This window comes from Holophagales bacterium (assembly GCA_016719485.1).
In the GTDB taxonomy this organism is placed as follows: Bacteria; Acidobacteriota; Thermoanaerobaculia; order UBA5066; family UBA5066; genus UBA5066.
Genome location: JADJZB010000001.1, coordinates 1 through 22,769 on the forward strand (window position 1 = coordinate 1; position 22,769 = coordinate 22,769).

The 22,769-nt window shown below is 70.4% G+C and carries 18 protein-coding genes and 3 pseudogenes; 7 read left to right on the forward strand and 14 right to left on the reverse strand.

Annotation, left to right across the window (positions count from 1 at the left end; genetic code table 11):
• Nucleotides 1–97 precede the first annotated feature (97 nt).
• Nucleotides 98–1,546, forward strand: a pseudogene (locus IPN03_00005) (FAD-dependent oxidoreductase).
• A 275-nt stretch (nt 1,547–1,821) separates the two neighbouring features.
• Here IPN03_00005 and IPN03_00010 read toward each other — a convergent pair.
• The 8 genes from IPN03_00010 to IPN03_00045 form a co-directional block, all read right to left on the reverse strand.
• Entirely contained in the window at nt 1,822–2,754 is a 933-nt protein-coding gene (locus tag IPN03_00010) for an EAL domain-containing protein (protein MBK9372152.1), read from the reverse strand.
• Nucleotides 2,755–3,548: 794 nt separating this feature from the next.
• Nucleotides 3,549–3,698, reverse strand: coding sequence for a hypothetical protein (locus tag IPN03_00015; protein ID MBK9372153.1), 150 nt, complete (start codon nt 3,696–3,698; stop codon nt 3,549–3,551).
• The gene (locus IPN03_00020; protein ID MBK9372154.1) at nt 3,641–4,813 is read right to left on the reverse strand and encodes a SpoIIE family protein phosphatase; all 1,173 of its coding nucleotides are present in this window, start codon (nt 4,811–4,813) and stop codon (nt 3,641–3,643) included. Before IPN03_00020 ends, IPN03_00015 begins: the two co-directional genes overlap by 58 nt.
• Complete coding sequence (gene pssA / locus IPN03_00025; protein MBK9372155.1) at nt 4,810–5,436, reverse strand: CDP-diacylglycerol--serine O-phosphatidyltransferase; 627 nt, start codon at nt 5,434–5,436, stop codon at nt 4,810–4,812. The genes IPN03_00020 and pssA overlap by 4 nt, the downstream gene beginning before the upstream one ends.
• A 104-nt stretch (nt 5,437–5,540) precedes the next feature.
• Nucleotides 5,541–5,972, reverse strand: a complete 432-nt coding sequence (locus IPN03_00030; protein ID MBK9372156.1) for a hypothetical protein — start codon at nt 5,970–5,972, stop codon at nt 5,541–5,543.
• 161 nt (nt 5,973–6,133) lie between these two features.
• Complete coding sequence (locus tag IPN03_00035; protein ID MBK9372157.1) at nt 6,134–6,886, reverse strand: hypothetical protein; 753 nt, start codon at nt 6,884–6,886, stop codon at nt 6,134–6,136.
• Nucleotides 6,887–6,958: 72 nt separating this feature from the next.
• Complete coding sequence (locus tag IPN03_00040; GenBank protein MBK9372158.1) at nt 6,959–7,549, reverse strand: hypothetical protein; 591 nt, start codon at nt 7,547–7,549, stop codon at nt 6,959–6,961.
• On the reverse strand, nt 7,546–8,067 hold the full coding sequence (locus tag IPN03_00045; protein MBK9372159.1) for a hypothetical protein: 522 nt from the start codon (nt 8,065–8,067) through the stop codon (nt 7,546–7,548). The genes IPN03_00040 and IPN03_00045 overlap by 4 nt, the downstream gene beginning before the upstream one ends.
• An 85-nt stretch (nt 8,068–8,152) precedes the next feature.
• On the opposite strand from IPN03_00045, the gene IPN03_00050 reads away from it, so the two are divergent.
• The 5 genes from IPN03_00050 to IPN03_00070 all read left to right on the forward strand — a co-directional run bounded on the left by IPN03_00050 (nt 8,153) and on the right by IPN03_00070 (nt 12,512).
• A complete protein-coding gene (locus tag IPN03_00050; protein MBK9372160.1) occupies nt 8,153–8,965 on the forward strand; it encodes an alpha/beta fold hydrolase in 813 nt (270 codons plus the stop codon).
• A gap of 35 nt (nt 8,966–9,000) precedes the next feature.
• A complete protein-coding gene (locus IPN03_00055; GenBank protein MBK9372161.1) occupies nt 9,001–9,453 on the forward strand; it encodes a GNAT family N-acetyltransferase in 453 nt (150 codons plus the stop codon).
• A 48-nt stretch (nt 9,454–9,501) separates the two neighbouring features.
• A complete protein-coding gene (locus IPN03_00060; GenBank protein MBK9372162.1) occupies nt 9,502–10,047 on the forward strand; it encodes a DUF350 domain-containing protein in 546 nt (181 codons plus the stop codon).
• A complete protein-coding gene (locus tag IPN03_00065) occupies nt 10,044–11,138 on the forward strand; it encodes a hypothetical protein (GenBank protein ID MBK9372163.1) in 1,095 nt (364 codons plus the stop codon). Before IPN03_00060 ends, IPN03_00065 begins: the two co-directional genes overlap by 4 nt.
• Nucleotides 11,139–11,381: 243 nt before the next feature.
• Nucleotides 11,382–12,512, forward strand: a complete 1,131-nt coding sequence (locus IPN03_00070; protein ID MBK9372164.1) for a methionine adenosyltransferase — start codon at nt 11,382–11,384, stop codon at nt 12,510–12,512.
• A gap of 871 nt (nt 12,513–13,383) precedes the next feature.
• Here IPN03_00070 and IPN03_00075 read toward each other — a convergent pair.
• Together IPN03_00075 and IPN03_00080 are read right to left on the reverse strand one after the other, a co-directional pair.
• Complete coding sequence (locus IPN03_00075; GenBank protein ID MBK9372165.1) at nt 13,384–13,782, reverse strand: PaaI family thioesterase; 399 nt, start codon at nt 13,780–13,782, stop codon at nt 13,384–13,386.
• A gap of 4 nt (nt 13,783–13,786) precedes the next feature.
• Nucleotides 13,787–15,586 (reverse strand): M2 family metallopeptidase, encoded by a 1,800-nt coding sequence (locus IPN03_00080; protein MBK9372166.1) that lies wholly within the window; start codon nt 15,584–15,586, stop codon nt 13,787–13,789.
• A gap of 86 nt (nt 15,587–15,672) precedes the next feature.
• Here IPN03_00080 and IPN03_00085 point away from each other — a divergent pair.
• Nucleotides 15,673–17,592: pseudogene (locus IPN03_00085) on the forward strand (CocE/NonD family hydrolase).
• 8 nt (nt 17,593–17,600) lie between these two features.
• Here IPN03_00085 and IPN03_00090 read toward each other — a convergent pair.
• From IPN03_00090 to IPN03_00105, 4 genes and pseudogenes are all read right to left on the reverse strand, one after another.
• A complete protein-coding gene (locus IPN03_00090) occupies nt 17,601–19,385 on the reverse strand; it encodes a glycosyltransferase family 39 protein (protein MBK9372167.1) in 1,785 nt (594 codons plus the stop codon).
• Nucleotides 19,370–19,747, reverse strand: coding sequence for a hypothetical protein (locus IPN03_00095; GenBank protein MBK9372168.1), 378 nt, complete (start codon nt 19,745–19,747; stop codon nt 19,370–19,372). Before IPN03_00095 ends, IPN03_00090 begins: the two co-directional genes overlap by 16 nt.
• Nucleotides 19,748–19,907: 160 nt before the next feature.
• Entirely contained in the window at nt 19,908–20,384 is a 477-nt protein-coding gene (locus IPN03_00100) for a hypothetical protein (protein ID MBK9372169.1), read from the reverse strand.
• A gap of 151 nt (nt 20,385–20,535) precedes the next feature.
• Nucleotides 20,536–22,466: pseudogene (locus IPN03_00105) on the reverse strand (DNA topoisomerase IV subunit B).
• Nucleotides 22,467–22,769 lie beyond the last annotated feature (303 nt).

Here is a 22,769-nt window from a genome sequence, read left to right on the forward strand (position 1 = left end):
GGGTTCCCGGACGGACGCTGTCATGGCGTCTTTCTACGAAGTGGCGATATCACGCACCCAGCTCGCGGCGATATGCTCGGGCGAAGGAGGAGAGCGCATGGCCCGACTCGTCATTCTCGGGGCCGGCATCGCGGGCAGACAGCGGCTCTGCACGCCCGGCGCAAGCTCGGCCGCGACCACGAGGTCGTCGTCGTCTCCCAACAGCAGGTGGAACTGGATTCCCTCGAACATCTGGGATGGCATGGGGTGATGACGCCCGAGCAGGTCACCTTCCTGGGGCCCATCTACGAGAAGACAGGTCACCTTCCTCCAGGGAAGGCCACCGAGCTGCACCCGAGAGGGACGGCGGCGCATCAGGAAGCCGTACGGCCGGGGGTCGCGCGCACCGAGCCCAGGTAGGCTGAGCCAGGAGGCGAGCTCGACTACGACTAGCTCATCAACGCCACGGGCCCACGCCCCGACTTCGCGCGCGCACGCCCGGGGCCTCGGGCCACGCAGAGGAACAGCGTCGGTGTGCACGTACGGGCACGCGGCGCACGCGTCGAAGGCGTTCGACGAGTCGGTCGAGCAGATGAAGGCGGGAGAAGAAGACGCTGATCGTCGGCACCGGCCACGGCACCTGCACCTGCGAGGGGGCGGCCTTCGAGTACATCTTCAACGTCGAGTTCGAGCTGCGGCAGCGCGGGGTGCGCGACAAGGCCCGGGTCATCTGGATCTCCAACGAGCCCGAGCTGGGCGACTTCGGGATGTGGCGGCATGTTCTCAGACGCGGCGGCTACGTGACGCACAGCCGCGTCTTCACCGAGTCGCTCTACACCGAGCGCGCGGCATCAGTGGATCGCCCGCGCGGGGACGCGAGAGGTCGAGTCCGGGCAAGGCCTCGTACGAGACGCTCGACGGCGACGACCGCTCGGCTGAGTTCGACTTCGCGATGCTCCTGCCTCCGTTCTCCGGCGTCGGCCTCAAGGCCTTCGACGGGGCGAGCGGCGACATCACACCAGCGGTCTTCGCCCCGAGCGGCTTCATGCTCGTCGACGGCGACTACGCCGAAGAAGCCGTACGAGAGTGGTCCCCGACGACTGGCCCCGGACCTACCAGTCTCCGAAGTACCCGAACGTCTTCGCCGTCGGCATCGCCTTCGCGCCGCCGCACGCCATCTCGACGAGGCCGATGACGCCCGAAGGGCACGCCCATCTTCCCACGCCGCCCCGAACCGGAATGCCCTGGGGGTCATGGCCCGCGAGGTCGCCCTCAACATCGTCGACATGATCAAGGGAGGGGCCACGGACGGCCCCGCCAGGCGGCGCTCGCCCACTGGGTGCGGCGTGCGTCGCCTCGGCCGGCGCCGGCCTCGTCCGCGGAACGGCCGTCTCGATGACGCTCTTCCCCATCGTCCCCGACTTCCAGGAAGTACCCCGACACGGGCCGCGACCTCCGCTGGACCCTCGGCGAGATCGCCTCGCCGGCCACTGGATCAAGCACCTCCTCACTCCGGATTCCTCTACAAGGCCAAGGCGAACCCCTCTGGGCGATGGTGCCGGAATAAGCGCGACGAAGCCCCCGCCGATTCGAGGACCCCCTTCGGGCAGACTATTACCCGCCCGTCCCGACCGCGTTCACGAAGAGGATGCGGACGAACGTCTTCTGGCAGCTCTTCCGGTTCGCCGTCATCAACGTGAAGATCCTGAGGATGGTCCGCAAGCACTGACCCGGGCCGGCGCCCTACACCGGCACGTCCAGGCACCCCCGACGCGAGGTGGCGGCCAGCGATCTCCGCGGGCTCCTGGCTGGGCAAGTAGAAGCCCTGCGCGAGGTCGCACTTCATCCTGGGAGCTGCGTGCGCCCGCGCTCCTCGATTCCCTCCGCCACGACGCCGAGGTCGAGACTGTGCGCGAGCTGCACGGTCGACTGGACGATCGCGCGGCTCCGCGACCCGGACGTCATGTCGGCGATGAAGGAGCGGTCGATCTTCAGGACGTCCACCGGCAGGCGCTTGAGGTAGGAGAGCGAGGAGTACCCGGTGCCGAAGTCGTCGATGGCGAGGCGCGAACCCGAGGCCGTGATGCGGTCGAGAGCCGTCATCGCCGTCTCCGGGTCGGCCATGATCGCCGTCTCGGTCAGCTCGAACTCCACGACGCCCGGGTCGACGCCCACCTCCCGCACGATTCCCGCGAGCACGTCGGGGCAGCTGCGGTCGAGGAGGTTCCGCATGGAGAGGTTGATCGCCATCGTGAGCCGCGGCAGCTGCCGGTTCCAGCGCGTCAGCTGCTCGAGGGCGCTCCTCACCACCCAGCTCGTCAGCGGCAGCATCACGTCGGTCGCCTCGGCGAACGGCACGAACCTCTCCGGGGCGAGGAGCCCGAGCCGCGGGTGCCGCCACCTCACGAGCGCCTCGAACCCCTCGATGAAGCCGTACTGCAGCGCCACCTTCGGCTGGAAGTGGAGGACGAGCTCCCCTTCGCGGATCGCCTTTCCCAGCTCCGACAGCATGGCGAGCCGCTCTGGCGTGTGCTCGTCCAGCTCGCGCAGGTAGGAGGCCACGCTCCCGGGCGTCCTCTTGGCCCGGTGGAGCGCCACGTCCGCGCAGCGGAGCAGTTCGTGGCTGTCGCGCCCCTGATCAGGGAAGAGGGCGACGCCGGCGCTCGCCCCGATCTCGAGCCCCATGCCGCCCACCCGGAACGGCTGAGAGAGAGCCGCGAGCATGCGCCGTGCCGCGACGTCGATCTCGGCGAGGCTCCGGGACCCCGGAATCACGATGCCGAACTCGTCGCCCCAGGCGGAAGACGTCGTCGCGCCGGCCGTCGCCGCCGCTCACGAGGCGCGAGACCACCTGGACGAGGAGCTCGTCTCCCACGGTGTGCCCGAGCGTGTCGTTGATCTCGCGGAACCGGTCGAGGTCGAGGAGGACGAGCCCGACCGGAGCGCTCCCTCCGTCCCCCTCCGCAAGGCGGGCGAATCGCCTGTGGAACCCGGCCCGGTTCGGGAGCCCAGTGAGCAGGTCGTGGCCCCCGTCGATGGTTCCGTGCCGCAGCGTCACGATCCGCCGCTCCCGCACGGCGAGTCCGCTCGCGCTCCCCACCAGCGGCAGAACAGCCCCCATCTGCATCTCCCGCTCGTGGAACCCGTGCCCCTTCAGCATCCTCAGGGGCCCTTCATCCCCTTCGAGGAGGTAGAAGGCCACGAGCGGAGCCTGGCTGTGGCGGGCCAGCACGTCCACGGTCTCGGCCGCGATCGTCTCCACGTCGAGCCGCTTCTGGAGCCGCCAGGTGAGGTCGTTCACGAGCTGCAGCGCCTCGTTGCGCGCTTCGAGATCGGCCTTCGCCGCGATCAGGTCGCCGAGGATCCCTCCGATCGGCGTCGCGTCGCGATTCTCCCGGTCCTTCTCTCCCTCATCGGTGGTGGGCCTGTCCATCGAGCCCTCCCCCCGCGAGCCAACGGATTCCGGCTCCCCGGCGCCGCGTCCGTCCGGCCAGCTCTCTCGCTTCCGGCTCGAATCATATCCCCGCGGCCGGGCGCCTTCCCGCCTCTGGCACGGCCGGCGCCGCGCTTCAGCCTTCGCGGCAGAGCACCACGAGCGTCTTGTCGTCGGCCGGGCGCGAACCGGCCTCGAACGCGGTGACGCCGGCGAGGATGCCCGCCGTCACCTCGGAGGCCGGCCGCCCCGCCAGCGACGTCGCGAGCGCCGAGAGGCGGTCCATCCCGAACTCCTCGTCGTCCGGCGCGGTGGCCTCGGTGAGGCCGTCCGTGTAGAAGACGATCGAGGCTCCGGGCGGCAGGACCACCTCGGCCTCCTTCCACGCCGAATTCGGGAGAAGGCCCACCGGCACCCCGTGCTGCCGAGGGGCGTCACCTGGCCGCCGCTCACCATCAGCGGCGGGTTGTGCCCCGCGTTGACGTAGCGCAGGCGCCCCGTCGCCGGGCTGTAGCAGCCGAAGAAGAACGTGACGTACTTCCGTCCCCCCGCCAGCTCGTGGATCAGCTTGTCGAGGCGTGCCGTCAGCCGGACGGGGCTCTCGTCGAGCGGCGCGGCGACCCGCAGCGCCGCCTGCAGGCTCGACATGACGAGGGCCGCCGCGACCCCCTTGCCCGAGACGTCCGCGATGGAGAGGCCGAGGTCGCCGGACGGAAGCTCGAGGAAGTCGTACGCGTCGCCGCTCACCTCGAAACAGGCCACGCTCGTCGCGGCGATCTCGGTCCCGGGAATCCCCCGCGGCGGCTCCGGCAGGAGGCGCTTCTGGATCTCCTTGCCGAGCGCGAGCTCGCGCTGCATCCGGTCCTTCTCGAGAAGGCTCAGGTGGAGCGTGGCGTTCTCCATCCCGATGGCGACGTGCCCGGAGACGAGCTCGAGGAACTCGAGGTCCGACGCGCCAAACCCACCCTCCCGCTTGTTCAGGAGCTGGAGGACGCCGACGATGCGCCCGCCGCGGTTCCGGATCGGAACGCAGAGAATCGACCGTGTCCGAAAGCCCGACCGGCGGTCCACCGACGCGTCGAACCGCGGGTCCGCCCACGCGTCGGGAACGACGACCGTCTCGCCGGTCGCCGCGACGGTCCCGGCGATCCCCTTTCCCATCGGAAGACGGATCTCCGAGACGTCGCCCTCCATCGGGATTCGAGCCCATATCTCCTGCCTCGCCTCGTCGACGAAGAAGAGCGTCCCCCGCTCGACGCCGAGCCTCTCCCTGGCGAGCGTCACGATCGTGGAGAAGAGAACCGTCGGCTCGATCGAGGAGTTGATCAGCTTCGACGCCTCGACGAGGACGCGGAGCCGCTCGAGCTCCAGGCGATCGGCGGTCGCGGAGGCTCTCGTCACGGCTTGGGAATGCGGATCCGGCTGATCATCAGCGAGCCCGACAGAGCAAAGACGAGGACCAGGGGATGAAGGTCGAAGCCGCCCAGCCGGACGACGCCGAGCCAGAGGTCCTGTCCAACGGCGCCGGACCTCGCGGCGAAGGCCACGAGCAGCACGAGGAGGATGGATGTGGGGATCGGCGTCCCTTCGAAGTACTTCACCTTGCCCGTTCCCTCGGACAGCGCCTCGGCGGTGACGTTGTAGCGGGCGAGGCGTGAGACTCCGCAGGCGACGAAGCCGACGAGGACGATGCGGTCGTACAGGCCCTGCATGCCACAGCCGTACGCGAGGATCGCGGGGGCCACGCCGAAGGAGATGACGTCGGCGAGCGAGTCGAGCTCCTGACCCATGGGGGACGACGTCTGCCGCCACCGGGCGATGCGTCCGTCCAGGACGTCGAAGACGAGCGCCGCGAAGACGAGCGCGCTGGCCCAATAGACGTGCCGGACGTCGCTCGTTTCCAGGTAGGTCATGACGGAAAAGAGCGCTCCGACGCCGCAGACGGCATTCGCGAGCGTGAACCAGTCCGCCAGGTGGAACTCCCGGATCATCGAGAAGTGCTTGCGCGGTGTCGCGGTCGTCATCGAAGCCATCCCCCGTCCCCGCCGGCCTGCGGTCGCAGGCACGGCGAGGATAAGGGATCTGGAACGAATCCCCGGGCGGGCCTATCGGCGCGGTGCGACGCGCCTCAGCCCGGCAGGTGGAGGTCGATGATCTCGGGCGGGACGAGAGCGCCGATGAGGGGCGCGAAGAGGCCGATGAGGAAGAGGACCAGCCCGGCCCCCGCGGCGGCGGCGAGGCCGAGCAGCGTCGGGATGCGCGCGAGGCGGGCCCGGTCGTAGTTGTTCACGCGGGCGACGAGGTTGTCGGCGGCGACGGGTACGTCGGCCGTCTTCTGCTTCAGGACGAGCCGGCCCTCCCCCGCAGCCTTGAGGATCGGCTCGTTGGCGACGAAGACCTCGACGCGGTCGGAGACCGTGGTGAGAGTCGGCGAGACGGCCGCGGCGGTCCAGTAGGCATCGGCCGGCTGCTGCCAGAGATGCAGGACGCCGTAGCAGGCGCCTGCGCAGAGGAGCAGCCCGACGAGGATTGCGAACGAACGGAAATGGTTACGTTTCACGATGCACCTCCCGAGGTGTCCGGCTCGGCCGGTGGGAGGGCCTGTTCGTCACGGAGTCGAGGGGAGCCGGCGAGACCATCGGCGACCGCGGCGGACAAGGCTGCCGGAGAGGACGTCGGCGGCTCCGGCGGCACCTGGGATTGTAAGCCTCTTCGGGGTCTTCAGAACCGAATGGAGACTCCTCCGATGGCGTAGGCGAACCAGGCGAAGCTGTAGACCTCGTCGTTGTCGGCGCCTCCCTCGAGGGTGCGCGCGCCGAGGAAGAGGTCGACCTTCGGGGAGACCTTCGCCTCGAGGCGCAGGGCGACGTCTTCGGCGCGGCCCTGGCTGGCGGCGGCGGCGTCGACGTCGAGGTCGAGCGCGAGGGCGTCGGTCATCTGCCACCGGACGCCGCCGTAGAGGAGCGGCACGAACCCGGTGTTGGTCTTCGCGTTCTGGAGGCCCGATCCGGCCAGCTCGATCTTCGCGTCGCGGATCTTCGCGGTGAGACCCGCACGAAACGACACGGGGCCGGAGTGCTTGAACCGGTAGACGTACGAGAGGCGGTAGGAGTTGAAGACGTAGGTGACGTCGAGCGGCTGGCCGCCAGGGAAGGTGGTGCCGTTGAAGTCGACGGGAGCGTCGGGCGTGAAGGAGGCCGTCGTCCGGAGGGGCGCGGCGAGGAGACGGAGCGACGTGCGTTTCGAAACGTCGGCCCAGAGCGTGCCACGGAAGGCGGCGAAGGGTCCCTGGGTGGCCTCGTCGAGGGCTATTCGCGTGCCGGTTTCGCCCGGGACGGCGAAGTCGTTGCGGAGCTGCCAGGCGGCGCCCCCTTCGAGCTCGAGGCGGAAGCGGTCTTCGGCCGCGGCGGGGCCCGCGGCGAGGGAGCCGGCGACGAGGAGCACGGAGACGGCGAGAGCGGAGATACGGTTCACGCCACCTATTCCGACGTGCGGACGGTTTCGGATTCCGGGCCGGGGCCGGCGCCGATTACGCCTTCCGGGTCGTTACGGAAGCGGCACGTCCTTCAGGACGAAGCGGTAGCGGCGCAGGTACCGCGGGTCGCTCGCGGCGGCCGCCGGATCGCCGCCCGGAACGAAGAGCTCGATGTCGCCCGAGACCTCGCGCAGGGAGGTCGCCGTGCGCGCGGCGAGCTTCAGCGGGACGTGGAGGACGACGGGCGCTTCTGGGACCTCGGCCTTCAGCGGCCGGGCCGCCACCGAGGCGGCGCCGTCGAGGACGAGGTTCGTGCCGAGGTCGTCGACAGCGGTGCGGACGAGGACGCGTGCCGTTTCGATCTCGCTTCTCTTTGCGCCGACGAGCTCGATGTCGATCTCGCAGAGCGCGGTACCGGCGCTGCCCCGCGCGCGGTCCTCGCGGATGCGGACGAACTCCATCTTCAGCGGTGGCACGGGAAGCGGCGTGGGCGAAGGCTTGGAGTCGACGGTCGGCGTGGGGCGGGGCGACACCAGCGCGCGGGCTTTCTCCGGGAGGCCACAGCCGGCCGTGGACCCGGCGACGGCGGCGAGGAGGAGGGCGAGTACGACGCGGACCGGGCGCGATGTCGTGGCCGCGCAGCCTCGGCGAGTCCGCTTCACGGGAGGGGAACGCCCTTCAGCTCGAAGGGGACGGAGACGACGGACTTCTTCGTCGGACGGGCGCGCCTGGGATCGCGCTTCGGCATCCAGAGATCGACCGTGCCCGTGACGGTCACGGCCGTGGCGCTGCGGGCCGGGCTCGCGAGGTGGATCCAGAGACCCTCTCCGACGGGATTCTCTTCCCAGGGAGCGGCCGCGGGTTCCTCGGGAAGGAGGTCGTGCCCCGTGTCGTCCGTTGCCGCGGTCACGCGGATCCGGAACGCCCTGGCCTCCTCGAGCCCTTCACCCTCCAGCTTCGGCATCAGCCTGAGCCGTCCGCTCCTGTCGTTGGCGGCGGTGCGCGTGCGTGCGTCGGAAACGGAGTCGACGACGATGCGGAACGTCTCCTCTGCGGCGAGGGGCGGGGCGGAAGCGGCGAGAGCGACGCGGGCGAGGAGGAGGAAAAGGGCGCCTGCCCCAACGGCGGGGCCCGGAAGGACTGCGAGCCGGGAACGATTCATCGGCACCTCGCTGGGCATCGGCGAAAGTCTACGATGCCCTCGCCCCTCCCGCGAACCGCCGCTCGCCCGGGCCCGAGCGGGCGCACACTCCGGGCGCAGGCCGATGCCGTTCGCCGATCGCGGAACCCACCGCCTCTCGTACGAGACGCTCGGGCGCGAGGACGCGCCGACGCTGCTGCTCGTCATGGGGATGAGCTTCTCGGCCCGGGCGTGGGGGCCGCTGCCCGAGCGGCTGGCGCGGGAGTTCCGCGTCGTCGTCTTCGACAACCGCGGATCGGGTGAATCGACGGCGCCGCTGCGCCCGTTCGGAATGAGCGACCTGGCCGACGACGCGGCGGCGGTGCTGGAAGCCGCCGGGGCCGGGCCCGCTTCCGTCTTCGGGATCTCGATGGGCGGGATGATCGCGATCGAGCTGGCGCTCCGGCACCCGGACCGCGTGAGCGCGCTCGCGCTCGGCGCGACGTTCGGGGGCTGGAGGGAGAGCCGGAAGGCGTCGCTTCAGGTGATGGCAGAGCTGATCGCCGGAGGAGCGCTGTCGCGGATGGGCTCGCACCGGCTCATCGCCGGCGCCCTCGTCTCGAAGGAGCTGGCCGGCAGCGACCTCGCGCGATTCGGGGCGTGGGTCGAGACCACGGGCCGCGTGGGCCCGCGCGTCCTCGCGCTGCAGCTGGCCGCGGTGACGGCCTGGGACGCGACGCCCCGGCTCGGGGAGATCCGCGTCCCGACCCTCGCCATCACGGGTGACGCCGACCAGCTCGTGCCGGTTGCGAACTCGCGGCGGATCGTGACGGCGATCCCCGGCGCGAGGCTCGTCCTGCTGCCCGGAGCCGGGCACTGCTTTCCGCTCGAGCGGTTCGAGGAGACGGCGCGCGCGGTGACGGCGTTCTTCCGCGAGGCCGCCTCCCGCATTCCCTGATTGCGGCTCGCCGCGCCCCCACGCAGACTCGCCCGATGGACGAGATCGAGATCGGCGAGGCGACGACGCAAGACCGGGAATGGTCCGCGCGGCTGATGGCCGCGAGCGAGCCGTGGATCACCCTGCGGCGCGGGCTCGACGTCCTCCTTCCCGCGGCCCTCGACCCCGAGTACGTCGTCCTCGTGGCGCGGCGGCGCGGCACACCGTGCGGGTTCATCCGGATTCATCCGCGCGGCGTGGCCGGGTCGCCGTACGTGGCGAGCGTGGCCGTGACGGAAGCGGAGCGCGGTCGAGGCGTGGGGACCGCCCTTCTCGACGCGACCGAGGCCCGCTACCCGAAGGCGCGCTACGTCTTTCTCTGCGTGTCACCGTTCAACACCCGCGCCCGCGCGCTCTACGAACGTTACGGGTATCGGCTCGTCGGCGAGCTGCCCGACTACGTCGTCGACGGCCATTCGGAGCTGCTGATGGGAAAGAGGCTCGCGTGAGGCGGAAATCGCCTGCGTGGTAGGTTTGAGCCACACGGAGGACGCCCGATGAATGCCCGATTCGACCTCGCGGTGGTCGCGGCGGGGATGGTCGCGTACGGCGTGGCCGTCGTGACGGCGGCCCTGCTCGTCTTCGTCGTCTACCGCGCGAACGCCTTCATCACCCGGGAGGTGGACGAGGAGGGGCTTCTCAGGGGCGGGCACCGCTCCATCGCCATCTCCCTCGGCGCGATTCTCCTGAGCCAGGCGGTGCTCCTGCGCCACGCGGTGAACCCGGTGATGGTGATGGTGCGCGAGCTGTTCCTCGAGCCGCCGTCGGCCCGCGAGGCGATGGTCACCGCCCTGCGCTGCGGCGGAGTCGTGGCGCTGCTCACGCTCGTGGCGTTCGCGTCGACGGCGCTCGCGGCGTTCCTCTTCACGCGCATGACCCGCGGGCTCGACGAGCGCGGCGAGATCCACCGCGACAACGTGGCGGTCGCGATCTTCCACGCCTTCGTCCTCCTCGCGATCACCGCCGTCCTGAACGAAGGCATGGAAGACCTCGCGCGGTCTCTCGTACCCTTCGGTCCGCGCGGCGTCCTGACGCTCCCTTGAGCCGGAGCCCCTCGCGTCCGGGCCGCGGCTGCGGCTGCTTCGCCGGCCTCGCGGCCCTCGTGATGGCCTGGCTGGTGGCGGGCGGGCTCTCGCTTCTCGAAAGTCCCCACGGGGTGGCCGAAACCGACACGCCCGGCCCGGCACCCGACCCCGAGACGCTGCCCGAGACCTGGAAGTCGAACCCAGGGGCGTTGCGCGAGTTCTCCCGCGCAGAGACGGATCGGCGGTACCGCCTGACGTTCGGGTTCATCGACTACCACGGCCGCACGCACCGCGTCTCCTGCCTCGTGGACCGCGAGGCCCACGCGGCCGAGCGGGCGGGATTCGGGTACACGCCCGAGGCCGTGAACGCCGAGCTGAACGCCGAGCTCGCCCGCCTCGTCGACGCGGAGATCGCAGCGCGCCGTCTCGGCTCCTGGTTCCGGGTCGAGTTCTACGGAGCCGGCGGCCACCGCTGGTCGTGGAATCTCCCCGCGGGGATGCGAGAGTCCGACAGTCAAAGGGCTCTAGCGGGCATCGAGGGACTGAAGGCGTGGCTCGACCGCGAGCTTCCCGCCCACGACGAGCGGATCCGCGCGGGTATCTACAAGCGACGCGGACTGCTCCTGCGCGACAGAACTCTCTCGATCGACTACGAGCGGCTGATCCGTGACGGAACCGCGCCGCTCTCCGACTGCTACCGCGCGCTCGCCGCTTCGGGCCGCGGCTCGAGCGTGAGGCAGTTCATGGGCCTCCTCCTCGCCTTCTACCAGGAGCTCGGCTACGAGATCCCCCCGGACGAGGAGGAGGGCCGGCAGACGCTGGGGCTGAGAGTCCCGACGGACGTCCTCGTATCGGGCCGGGGCGACTGCGACTCCAAGTCCGTCGCCTTCGCCTCCATGTGGCGCCGCCTCCCGACGCACCTCGTCTTCATCCTCGTGCCCGGCCACGCTCTCGTCGGCGTGGAGGCCGCGGCCCTGCCGGGCGACGAGACGGTGCGCGTCGGGAACCGCACCTTCATCCTCTGCGAGGTCGCCGGGCCCGCGAAGCTCAGGCCCGGGGCGAAGTCGGTTTCCGGGAGCTTCGAGTACGTCCTCATCGAGCCGGCCTGACGGTCCCCCTCCTTCGGCCCTCTCTGCTACCATCCCGCCGCGCGCGGCGCGGCCGTGCGGTTCTTTGAGCAACTGGCAGCCCTGCGCTTCGGGCTGCCGGCATGAAGAGAGGCGGAGAGAGCACCGGCTCGACGACCCGCCCGCCAGACCGTAGTCCCTGCGGTGGCAAGGCCGGCCCGATCTCCCGATCGGGACCCATGCGCGATCGAGGCGTGGACGACTTCAGGCGAAAGGACGCTGCGAATGAGCACCGAGAGCCTCGACTTCCTGCTGACCTCCGAATCCGTGACCGAGGGCCACCCCGACAAGGTGTGCGACCTCATTGCCGACGCGATCCTCGACGCGAACATCGGGCCCGACCCGAACGCCCGCGTCGCCTGCGAGGTGCTCTGCAAGGGCAAGCGCGTCGTCCTCGCCGGGGAGATCACCTCGAAGTCCGGCCTGAAGAGGGCGCACTACGAGGAGATCGTCCGCGAGGCGATCGACGGGATCGGCTACGTCGATCCCGCGGACCCGTTCCACGCGAAGGGGGTCCTCGTCACGAACCTCCTGACGCGGCAGTCGAAGGAGATCGGCAAGGCGGTGAGCCGCGCGACCGACGCGAAGAAGAAGGACCTCGGTGCGGGCGACCAGGGAATCATGTTCGGGTACGCCACCGACGAGACGCCCGAGCTCCTTCCTCTCCCGATTCTCCTCGCCCATCGCCTCACGCGCGGTCTCGCCGAGGCGCGGCGCGCCGGCGACGTGCCGTGGCTGAAGCCCGACGGCAAGTCCCAGGTGACGGTGGCGTACGAGGGAGGCAAGCCGGTCCGCGTGGAGACGGTCCTCATCTCGACCTCGCACCAGGACGGCGTGTCGCGCGAGGAGATCGAGACCTGGGTCGCGACGAAGCTCGCGCCGAAGACGCTCGACGGCTGGATGCGCGACGGGATCCGCTTCATCGGGAACCCCTCGGGCTCCTTCGTCCTCGGCGGGCCCTCCGCCGACGCGGGCGTGACGGGCCGGAAGATCATCGTCGACAGCTACGGTGGCGCGGCGCGGCACGGCGGCGGCGCCTGGAGCGGCAAGGACCCCTCGAAGGTCGACCGCAGCGGCGCCTACTTCTGCCGCTGGGCCGCCCGGCAGGTCGTGAAGCAGGGCATCGCCCGGCGCGCCGAGATCCAGGTGTCGTACGCGATCGGCGAGGCGAAGCCGATGTCGGTGGCGGTGGAGACTTTCGGCACCGGAGACGCGAAGGCCGCTGCGGCGCTGGTCTCGTCGTTCGACTTCCGCCCCGCCGCGATCTGCGAACGGCTGAACCTGCGCCGCCCCATCTACCGCTCGACGACGAACTACGGCCACTTCGGCAAGCCCGGCCTCCCCTGGGAGGAATAGGAGCCGGCGAGCCTCGAGGAAGGGCGGGAGACCGGGAGACCGGGAGACCGGGAGAGGTCATCTCACCGTGCCTCGCGATTCGCGGGCGGGAGGGGCGTCCCACGGCGCCTCCTCCGCGCGCGCGACCCGCATCGGTCCCGCTGCGCGGGCCGCCGGGGCGAGCGCGAACGCCTCGCCCTCGCCGGGGGGCCTGAGCTTCGCGCGGCCCCCCGGACCCCCACCGCCAATCCGATCGCCGTTGTCGTGCACGCATCGTTCTCGTTGCACGCGCGCGCTCGCCTGATCCGGCGTCCTGCTCGCGGAACCGTGCGGGTTCCCGCGTGTGCCCGGACGGCGCTCGCGGGACACCCCTCCCGCCCGCTCAGCACCCCCGATGTGCTGCGAAAGAGAAGAGAGGGACAGCGGGGTCAGGTCTCGAGAATGGGGTCAGGTCTTGATTTTCTACTTTAGCTCCCGGGCATAGGAGCGTCGCTGGACAGGGCGCCTCTCGTTGCCTGCGCGTAGAGCGTAGACCGGACTCCGGGGCCGCGGCCCCACTCGAGGGACTCCCCTGCGGTACTCAAAGCTCGCCGGCCGCGGGAGGGGCGGTGCGTCTCGCGAGCCGCCCCCGAGCACCGCCGGGGACCCGCTCGAGTTCGCGAGGACCGGGCGGGGATCAGGACCGCGCGCGTGTCTGACGAGCGAAGCGAGGAGTTCGCGCGGGCCCCCCGCCCGGCCGCAGCGAAGTCGGAAGCGGGTCGGCGGAGCGCAGCAGGCGGCCGCGAGACGCTCCGCCCCGCACGCGGCCCCCCGAGGCATCGCCGAGATGGTGAAGCTGGGCTCTCCCGGTCTCCCGGTCTCCCGGTCTCCCGGTCTCCCGGTCTCTCCCGGTCTACCCCTTCTTTGTCGGGTCGAGGAAGAGGTTGACGGCCGTGGCGCGGGCAACGATCTCTCCTCCGCTCTCGCGGGTGAGGGTCGCCTCGACGTAGGCCTGGCTGCGGCCGTGCTTCACGACGACGGCCTCGCAGAGGAGAGGCTCGCCGGGGCGGGCGGCGCGCAGGTACGAGACGTTCAGGCTCACGGTGGTGAACCCGCGACCTGCCGAGATGGAGTAGATCGCGGGGCCCATCGTGTCGTCGAAGAACGCGGCGAGGATCCCGCCCTGGACCGCGCCGAGCGGGTTCGTCATCTCTTCCGTCGGGCGGAAGCGGCAACGGACCCGGCCCGAACCCTGCTCGAGCAGCTCGGCGTTGAGGTACTCGTAGGTCGGCGGCGGGATCCTCGGCGTCACGGCCTCACCACCCCTTCGGGGCGTTCTTCGTCTGCTCGTCGAGCCACTTCTGGAGCGGCGCGAAGTACTCGAGGACGGCCGTGGCGTCCATCTGGCGCTGCCCGGTCACGGCCTCGAGGGCGTCGGGCCACGGCTTGCTCTGCCCCATCTCGAGCATCTTGATCAGCCGGGCTCCCGCTTCCTTGTTCCCGTAGATCGAGCAGGTGTGGATCGGCGTCGTGCAGCCGGCCGTCTTCGCGAGGGCGCGGTGCATCTGGAACTGGAGCACGTGCGCGAGGAAGTAGCGCGAGTAGGGAGTGCCCGAGGCGATGTGGTACTTGGCGGCCGGGTCGAAGTCGGCCTCGGTGCGCGCCACCGGCGGGGTGACGCCCTGGTACTTCAGCTTCAGGTCCCACCACGCCTGGTTCCAGCGGGCCTCGGGCACCTCGCCCGAGAAGGCCTGCCAGCGCCACTTGTCGATGAGGAGGCCGAACGGGAGGAACGCGATCTTCTCGAGCGCCATGTTCAGGAGGTAACCGACGTCCTTGCCGGGAGGAGGCGCCTTCGGGAGGAGACCGAGCTTGACGAGGTACTCCGGCGTGAGCGAGAGGGCGACCGTGTCGCCGATCGCCTCGTGGAAGCCGTCGTTGGCGCTGTCGCGAAAGAGGACGGGCTGGCGGTTGTAGGCGCGCTGGTAGACGTTGTGCCCGAGCTCGTGGTGGACGGTGGCAAAGTCCTCGGCGTTGATCTCGATGCACATCTTCAGCCGCAGGTCGTCGACCCAGTCGATGCACCAGGCGCTCGCGTGGCAGACGACCTCGCGGTCGCGCGGGCGGGTGAAGAGGGAACGGTCCCAGAAGGACTTCGGGAGGGGCGCCATCCCGAGCGAGGTGAAGAAGCCCTCTCCGTAGCGGACCATCTGCCGCGCGTCGGTCTTCTTCTCGACGAGGATCTTCGTGAGGTCGTAGCCCGGGTCGGCGTCCTTCGGGGCGAGGATCGGGTAGAGGTTGCCCCACTGCTGGGCCCACATGTTCCCGAGGAGGTGCGCCGGGATCGGCCCCTTCTCGGGGACGACCTCCTTGCCGTAGGTCTCGCGCAGCCTCATCCGGACGTACGCGTGAAGCGAGGTGTACAGGGGCTTCACCTGTTCCCAGAGCCGGTCGAGCTCCCTGGCGTAGGCATCCGGCGGCATGTCGTATTTCGACCGCCACATCGCGCCCATGTCGGCGAAGCCGAGCTCCTTCGCCCCCGCGTTGCCGAGCTCGACGTAGCGGGCGTAGTCCTTGCGCAGCGGCGGGGCGACGGAGTGCCAGCCGGCCCAGAGCGCGGCGAGCTCTTTCGGGTCGCGGCTCGTCGCCATCCGGCGCGAGATCTCCTCGAGGTCGAGCGGCTCGCCGCCGGGCGGCGTCCACTTGCCGCGCCCGTAGGCCGCCTCCATGCCAGCCGCCACGCGGGCGAGCTCCTCGCTCTTCTTCGGGTCGGCAGGGGCGGCGAGCGTGAGGGAGAGCTTGAGAAGCGCGAGCTTGCGGGCGACCTCGGCGTCGAGGGCGAGGCCGTCGAAGCGGGTCGCCTCCTTGGCGAGGCCGGCGGCCAGCTCCATCCGGCGCTGGTTGCCCTCGGCGGCGATGAGCTCGGTGTCCTCGGTGATGAAGTTCGAGGCGACCCAGTTCGCACGCTCGGCGGCGATCGAGGCGGCGAGGAGCTTCTCTTCGGCCTTCTCGACGAAGGCCTTCGCATCGGCGGCGGTCGGGGCCTCTGCGGTTGCGGTCATCGGGACGAACGCAAAGTACAGGGCGAGGAGGGGAAGGAGGCGGATTCTCTGCATGACTCGGTCACTCCGACCGGGGATCATCCCACGGGGCCGTCCTCCTGCTAACGTCGGGGAAACGCTTCCCGCGGGGAGGTCCGCCGATGGAACTTCGTGCCCTCGTCCCGGTCGCCGCCTTCTCCCTCCTCGCCCTGCAGGCCCGGGCCGGAGAGCCGCAGGCTCCACTCGCGGCCTTCATCCGGGAGGCGTATTCGAAGCACGAGCACCTCGTCCCGATGCGCGACGGGACCAGGCTCTTCACCTCGGTCTACGTCCCGAAGGACGCGGGCCCGGCGAAGCGCTACCCGATCCTGATGATCCGGACGCCCTATTCCGTCGCGCCCTACGGAATCGACGCCTATCCCGACGCGCTCGGCCCGTCCGAGGCCGCGGCGCGAGAGAAGTTCATCTTCGCGCTCCAGGACGTCCGCGGCCGGATGATGTCGGAAGGGACGTTCGTCGACGTGCGGCCGCACGCCCCGGGGAAGGGGCCGAAGGAGTTCGACGAGTCGAGCGACGCCTTCGACACCGTCGAGTGGCTCGTGAAGAACGTGGCCCACAACAACGGGAAGGTCGGCGCCTGGGGCATCTCCTACCCCGGTTTCTACGCCGCGATGGCGGCCATCGACGCTCACCCGGCGCTCGTCGCCGTCTCGCCGCAGGCCCCCGTGTCCGACTGGTTCGAAGGGGACGACTTCCACCACAACGGCGCGTTCTTCCTCGCAGCTTCCTTCAACTTCTACAACCGGTTCGGCCAGACCCGCCCCGAGCCGACGACGAAGTGGCCACCGCGGTTCGACCACGGCACGTTCGACGGCTACCGCTTCTTCCTCGAAGCGGGCCCCGTGAAGAACCTGGGCGTTCACATGAAGGACGTCCGCTTCTGGGACGACCTGATGGCCCACGAGGCGTACGACGGCTTCTGGAAGGCGCGGAACACGAGGCCGCACCTCAAGGGGATCCGGCCCGCGGTCCTGACCGTCGGGGGGCTGGTACGACGCCGAGGACGCCTTCGGCGCGCTCGAGACGTACGGGGCGATCGAGCGGCAGAGCCCCGGCGCGAGCAACCGCCTCGTCATGGGCCCGTGGTGGCACGGCGGATGGGCGCGCAGCGACGGAGATGCGCACGGGCGCGTCACGTTCGGGCAGAAGACGTCGCTGAGATACCGCGAGGAGATCGAGCTCCCGTTCTTCCTGCACCACCTCAAGGGCGCCGCGGACCCGAAGCTTCCCGAGGCGACCGTATTCGAGACGGGCCGCAACCGCTGGCGCGCCTTCGACACCTGGCCGCCGAAGGACGTGACGCCGACGGCGTACCGGCTGGGCTCCGGAGGAAGGCTCTCGACGGAGGCGCTGGCGGCGGCGGGACGTCGGCCGTCGCGGAGTGGGTGAGCGACCCCGCGAAGCCCGTCCCGTACCTCGAGTCGATCGACATCGGGATGAACGCCGACTACATGACGGCCGACCAGCGCTTCGCCGCGCGGCGGCCCGACGTCGCCGTCTGGCAGACGCCCCCGCTCGACGGCGACGTCACCGTCGCCGGCCCGATCGGCGTACACCTCTCCGCATCGACGACGGGGACCGACGCCGACTGGGTCGTGAAGCTGATCGACGTCTGGCCCGACGACGTGCCGGTCGAGCCCTGGGAGTGGACCCTCCGCAACGCGTGGGACGAGAAGCCGGCCCGCTCGAAGCTGGGAGGGAACCAGCAGCTCGTGCGGGGCGAGCCGTTCCGCGGGAAATTCCGCAGGAGCCTGGAGAAGCCCGAGCCGTTCACGCCGGGGACGATCGAGACCGTGGCTTTCTCGATGCCCGGCGTCCTGCACACGTTCCGGCGCGGGCACCGGATCATGGTGCAGGTGCAGAGCAGCTGGTTCCCGCTCGTCGACCGGAACCCGCAGACGTTCGTGAACATCCGCGAGGCGACGGAGAGCCGACTTCCGGCCGGCGACGCAGCGCGTCCAGCAGGGAACCGCCTCCCCTCCCACCTCGTCCTGCCGGTCCTTCCGGACGAGAGGCCCTGAGACGATCGCTACCCCGGCAGCTCCCAGATCGTGATCGACCCGCCCACGAGGGCGATCCTCCTGCCGCGCGCCTTCAGCGCCTTCAGGAGCTCGTCCACCTGGCGCGCCGCGGCCTCGCCCTCGAACTCCCTCGTGAACCGGGTACCGAGCGTCTCCATCATGTGCGAGACGGCGTAGCGCCCCGGCGCGATGCTCTTCTCGGGGTCGAGCAGGCGGGCCGTCCGGGAGTAGTAGTTCGTGGCGACGCCCCGAAGGCGACGATCGTCGTCGTCTCCTCCCAGCCGCGCTCCTGCAGGTAGACGTGCAGCCGGTAGAGGTCCTGACCCCAGTCGACGTTCGAGTCGGAGAACCACGCGCGCCCGCCCGCGGCGCCCCCGGCGAGGCCGTTGAAGTACGCGATGGGCGAGGGGCCCGCGGACAGGAGTGAAGCCCCGGCGGAACCGACGAGGACGGCGGCCGCCGCCGCGCGGAGCCCGGGCCTGCCGGCGAGGCCCCGGCCGAAGACGACGGTCCCCGCGAAGACGAGGAGCGTCCAGACCGGCAGGACGTGGCGGGCTCCGATGTTGAACGTCGAGCGCGTCGCGACCACGAGAAGCACGGCCGAAAGGCCGAAGCGCAACGAGGACGGCGAGCGCATGGCTCGCGGCCGGCAGGGGCCCGCCGCTGCGGATCCGGAGGATGCCGAGCGGGAGCGCGCACACGAGGATCGCCAGGAACGCCGGCGTCGACTTCGGGAGGAGGACCGCGGGAGGAGAGGGGAAACCCGCTCCGAGACTTCGCCGCGGAAGAAGTTCGCGCCGCGCCCTCTCTCGCTCAGGAGCGCGACCCCCGGGCCCCGGCCACGTAGTGCCCGAGCGGCGGGGCGATCCTCGCGAGGGCCGCGTAGCGCTCGACCTCGTCCGGACGCGCGGGGCGCCCCTGGAGGTACGAACGGATCGAGGCCTCCGCGAGCTCGGGCGACATGCGCCGCAGGACCGCACCGTACACGCCCTGGACGACGAGCGCCGCGATGCCGAGGGCGAGGAGGGCGCCGATGGCGCGGTCGCGTGACGACCCGGGACCGTCCCGGGACTTCGGACTCCTCGCGCCGACGGAGGAAGCCGGAGTCCGGCGGCGACGACGACCGGGACGAGGAGGATCGTCGAGAACTTCGTGACGAGGGCGAGGCCGAGCGCGAGGCCGAGGACGAGCCAGCGCCAGAGGGTCGTACCCGCCGCCGCCCGCGCGCAAAGGGCCGTGACGAGGAGGAACGCGAGCGCCGCGCCGACGTCGGTGTGGACGTAGGCCGCGTGCGCGACGAAAGTCGGGTCGAAGGCGACGAGTCCCGTCGCGAGGAGGGCCGCGACGGGACCGGCGTGCGGCCGGACGCAGAGGTGCATCGCGACGACGAGGGCGGCGAGAAGCCATGGAAACGGGCGGCGTCCCGCGGCGACGATCGCGTGGGCGGGAGCCCGGTTGCCGTAGAGCCACTGCGAATAGCCACCGAACGGCGAGGAGGTGCACGGGGTGATCTCGCAAAGGGGTTCGCAGGCCGAGCGGCCGCAGTGCGAACGCTCCGCCAGCTTCAGGAGCGGCGGGTGCTCGGGGTTGAGCCAGCCGAAGCCGTCTTCGAGCGCCTCCGCTCCCGAGAAGAGGTGGATGGCCTCGTCGGACGTCGGGGAGTCGTCTCGCTGATGGGACCAGACGGCCAGCAAGGAGACGACGGCCAGAGCCGTCACCGCGAGCGCCTCGAGGAGGAGCCGCAGGGCGCGTCCGCCACGCGGGCGGCGGGGCGGTGTCAGGGAGGCGTCCACTCGTGGAAGAGGCCGAGCTGGGCGAGAGCCAGCTTCCAGTAGTCCGGCAGCACCCCGTTGAGAGGGATCGCGCCCCAGCAGTAGACGAATCCCATGACGACCGGGATCGCGAAGAGCCACTTCGCCTCCCGCGTCTCCCAGATGTCGTGGAATCCGACGACGAGCGCGAACGGGGCCATGACGAGCCAGTAACGCGGCCACTCCTCGGTGGAGACGTTGACGTGGAGGAGGAACTGGAGCGCCGAGTAGACGAAGATCGTCTCGAGCTTCCGGATGCGCGAGATGCCGATGCCGTAGACGAACGCCAGGAGGATGAAGTACTCGACCTGGTGGATCGCCCCGAGCTCGAAGAGGCGCGGCAATGAAACCGAACGGGCGGAAGGAGCCGGCCTTGTCGCCGTGCCCCGCCAGGTACTGGAAGAAGTTCCCGGTCTGGCTCCAGAAGAGGAAGTAGCCGGACAGGACGGCCGGCGGCAGGAGGAGCCACGGGAGCGAGCGCCACTGCTTCCGCTGCAGGGAGGATCAGGCCGAAAGCCGCCGCGATGAGGAGGCCGGGAACCCGCGTGATCGTCGCGAGCGCCGCCATGACCGAGGCCCACCCGACCCTGTCCTTCTCGAAGAGGGTGATCGCCGCGAGCGTGAAGAGGAGGTACGTGGCCTCCGTCGAGCCGGTGCTCGGAAGTAGAGCCAGCGCGGCGGGAAGAAGAGGAAGACGGTGGCCAGGAACAGGGGTTGCGGGAGGTGCCAGGTATCCCTGCAAAGCCGGTAGAAGAGGATGGCGGCCCCGGCGCTGCAGAGCATCGAGACGAAGAGCATCGCGTGCTGGTAGCCGAGGAAGGAGAAGAGACGGATGAGAGCGGGGTAGCCCGGGAGGTGGACGAGGTAGTCCGACTTGACGTAGACGTATCCGAGGAGCGCGTAGCCGTCGGGGATCTGGTAGCCGGTCCTGGCGACCGTCAGGTAGTTCGGCCCGTCCCAGGCCCGGTAGACCGTCCCCATCGCATTCCAGAACGGAAGGTAGACGAGGGCGAACCCCCGACGGTGAGGAAGACGAGGAGGATCTCGGCGCGGTAGCGCTGGAAGAGGCCTTCATGGAGGCCGCACCGGGAATGCCAGGCGCCGCCTGAATCACCGGACGCCTCCGCCGTTCTCAGACGTCCAGAGAGTCGGCTTCACGTGCACGCTCCGTGATGAAGCGGTATCGGGCTCCCGGGTCCCTTTCCCATGAGGTCGGTGAACGTCCGCTCGGCTTCGAGGACGTCGGAACGGTCACCTTCAGCGCGCCGGCGGCGCGGGTCGAGGGTCGTCGCCTTCAGCTGCTCCGGGCATCATCTCGCCGAGGCCCGAAGCGCATCACCTCCAGGCTTCACGTTCTTCGGGAGCTTCGCGAAGACGGCGTCGCGCTCGCGCTCGTCGAGCGCCCAGTACGTCTCCTTCCCTGCGTCGATCCCGGTAGAGCGGCGGCTGGGCGAGATGGACGTGCCCTTCGAGGATCAGCTTCGGGGAGGTGCCTCAGAAGAAGGTGAGGAGGAGCGTCGAGATGTGGTGGCCGTCGGCGTCGGCGTCCATCAGGAGAAAGACCTTGCCGTACCGGAGCTTCGAAATGTCGAAGTCGCCGCCGCTGCCGCAGCCGAGGGCCGAGACGATGTCGGTGAGCTCCTTGTTTCCCGCCACCTTCGCCGAGTTCGCCTGCTCGGCGTTGAGCACCTTGCCGCGAAGCGGAGGATCGCCTGCGTCTGGCGGTCGCGCCCCTGCCCTGGCCGAGCCGCCGGCCGAGTCCCCTCGACGATGAAGAGCTCCGACTCGGCGGGGTCGGTCGAGGGAGCAGTCGGCGAGCTTGCCGGGGAGGTTCAGGCGGTGCGAGATCGCCGTCTTGCGCGTGACCTGCTGGGCCGCGGCGCGCGGCGCCTCGCGGGCCTTCGTCGCCATGACGATCCGGCCGACGATCTGCTCGGCGACGGAGGGATTCTCGTTCAGCCAGTTCTCGAGGGCCAGGCGCACCGCGCCGTCGACCTGCGCGGCGACCTCGGGATTGTTGAGCCGCTCCTTCGTCTGCCCTGGAACTGCGGCTCGAGGACGTAGACGGAGAGGAGCGCCACGAGCCCTTCGCGGATGTCCTCCGCTGAAGGGGTAACCCCCCTTTGGGAGGAGCGCGTGCGTGCCGAGGTGATTCCGGACGGCCTTGACGATGCGCCGCCTTCAGGCCGCTCTCCTGCGTCCCGCCCGAGGAGGTCGGGATGCCGTTGACCCAGGAGCGGAAGTGCTCGTCGGTCGACTCGGTCCACTGCAGGGAGAGCTCGAGGCGCGGTTCGGCGTCGCGGACGAGGACGAAGCCGCTGGCGTGGGTCGGGGTCTTCGCCCGCTCGGCGACGACCTTCAGCAGGTAGTCGGCGAGACCGCCGTCGTGGGCGAACTCCTCGCGGACGGCGGGCTTCTGCGTCGTCGACGAAGACGACGCGCAGGCCACGGGTGGAGGTAGGTCTTCGCCTCGAGGCCGGTCGCCGGATCTCGTCGCGTCGAAGGAAGAGAGCTTCCCGAAGATCTCCGCGTCGGGGCGGAAACGGACGGTCGTCCCGCTGCCTGCACCTTCTCCGTGGAGACCTTCGTCAGCCTCGAGGTCGCCTTCCCTGCCCGTACGTCTACCGCCACTCGTTCCCATCGCGGCGGACGTGGACCGTCATCTCGGACGAGAGCCCGCAGACGACCGACGACCCGACCCCGTGGAGTCCGCCCGAGTGGACGTAGTTGCCCTGCTCGAACTTCCCTCCCGCGTGGAGCGTCGTCAGGATCAGCTCGAGGGCGGGCTTCTTATACTTCAGGTGGACGTCGACCAGGATGCCACGGCCGTTGTCGAGATCTCCACCTCGCGCCCGTCGGCGAAGGGCGGACCTCGATCCGCGTGGCGTAGCCGTTGATGACCTCGTCGACGGCGTTGTCGGCGATCTCTCCCAGACGAGGTGGTGAAGCCCGCAGGAATCGACCCCGCCGATGTACATGCCCAGGGCGCTTACCAGACCGCTCGAGCCCCTCGAGGACGGTGATGTCGGCGGCGGTGGCAGGTGGTGGAGGCCATGCGGGCATCGACGGTACCGACCGCCGACCGGCCCGTCAAATGGGGCGCCTCCGGGCGCGCGGCCGGGCGCAGCCGCAACTTCCCTTCGAGGCCCTGTAGCTCCAGCTTGCCTCCCGTCGGCGTTCTCGCCCGCGTCTTCGCGCTCCGTCCATGTCCTCGAGAGGACGGGGGCGGCAGCCAGCTCGCCGCTTCCCGTCCCGATCCCGGCAGACGCGCGGCCTCCTCCGCGGCTCTCGTCGCCGTGGCGACGGCGGTCCCCTCTCCTCTACGCCCCCTCGCTTCCGGAGGCGACACGCTCGTCGGTCCTTCCG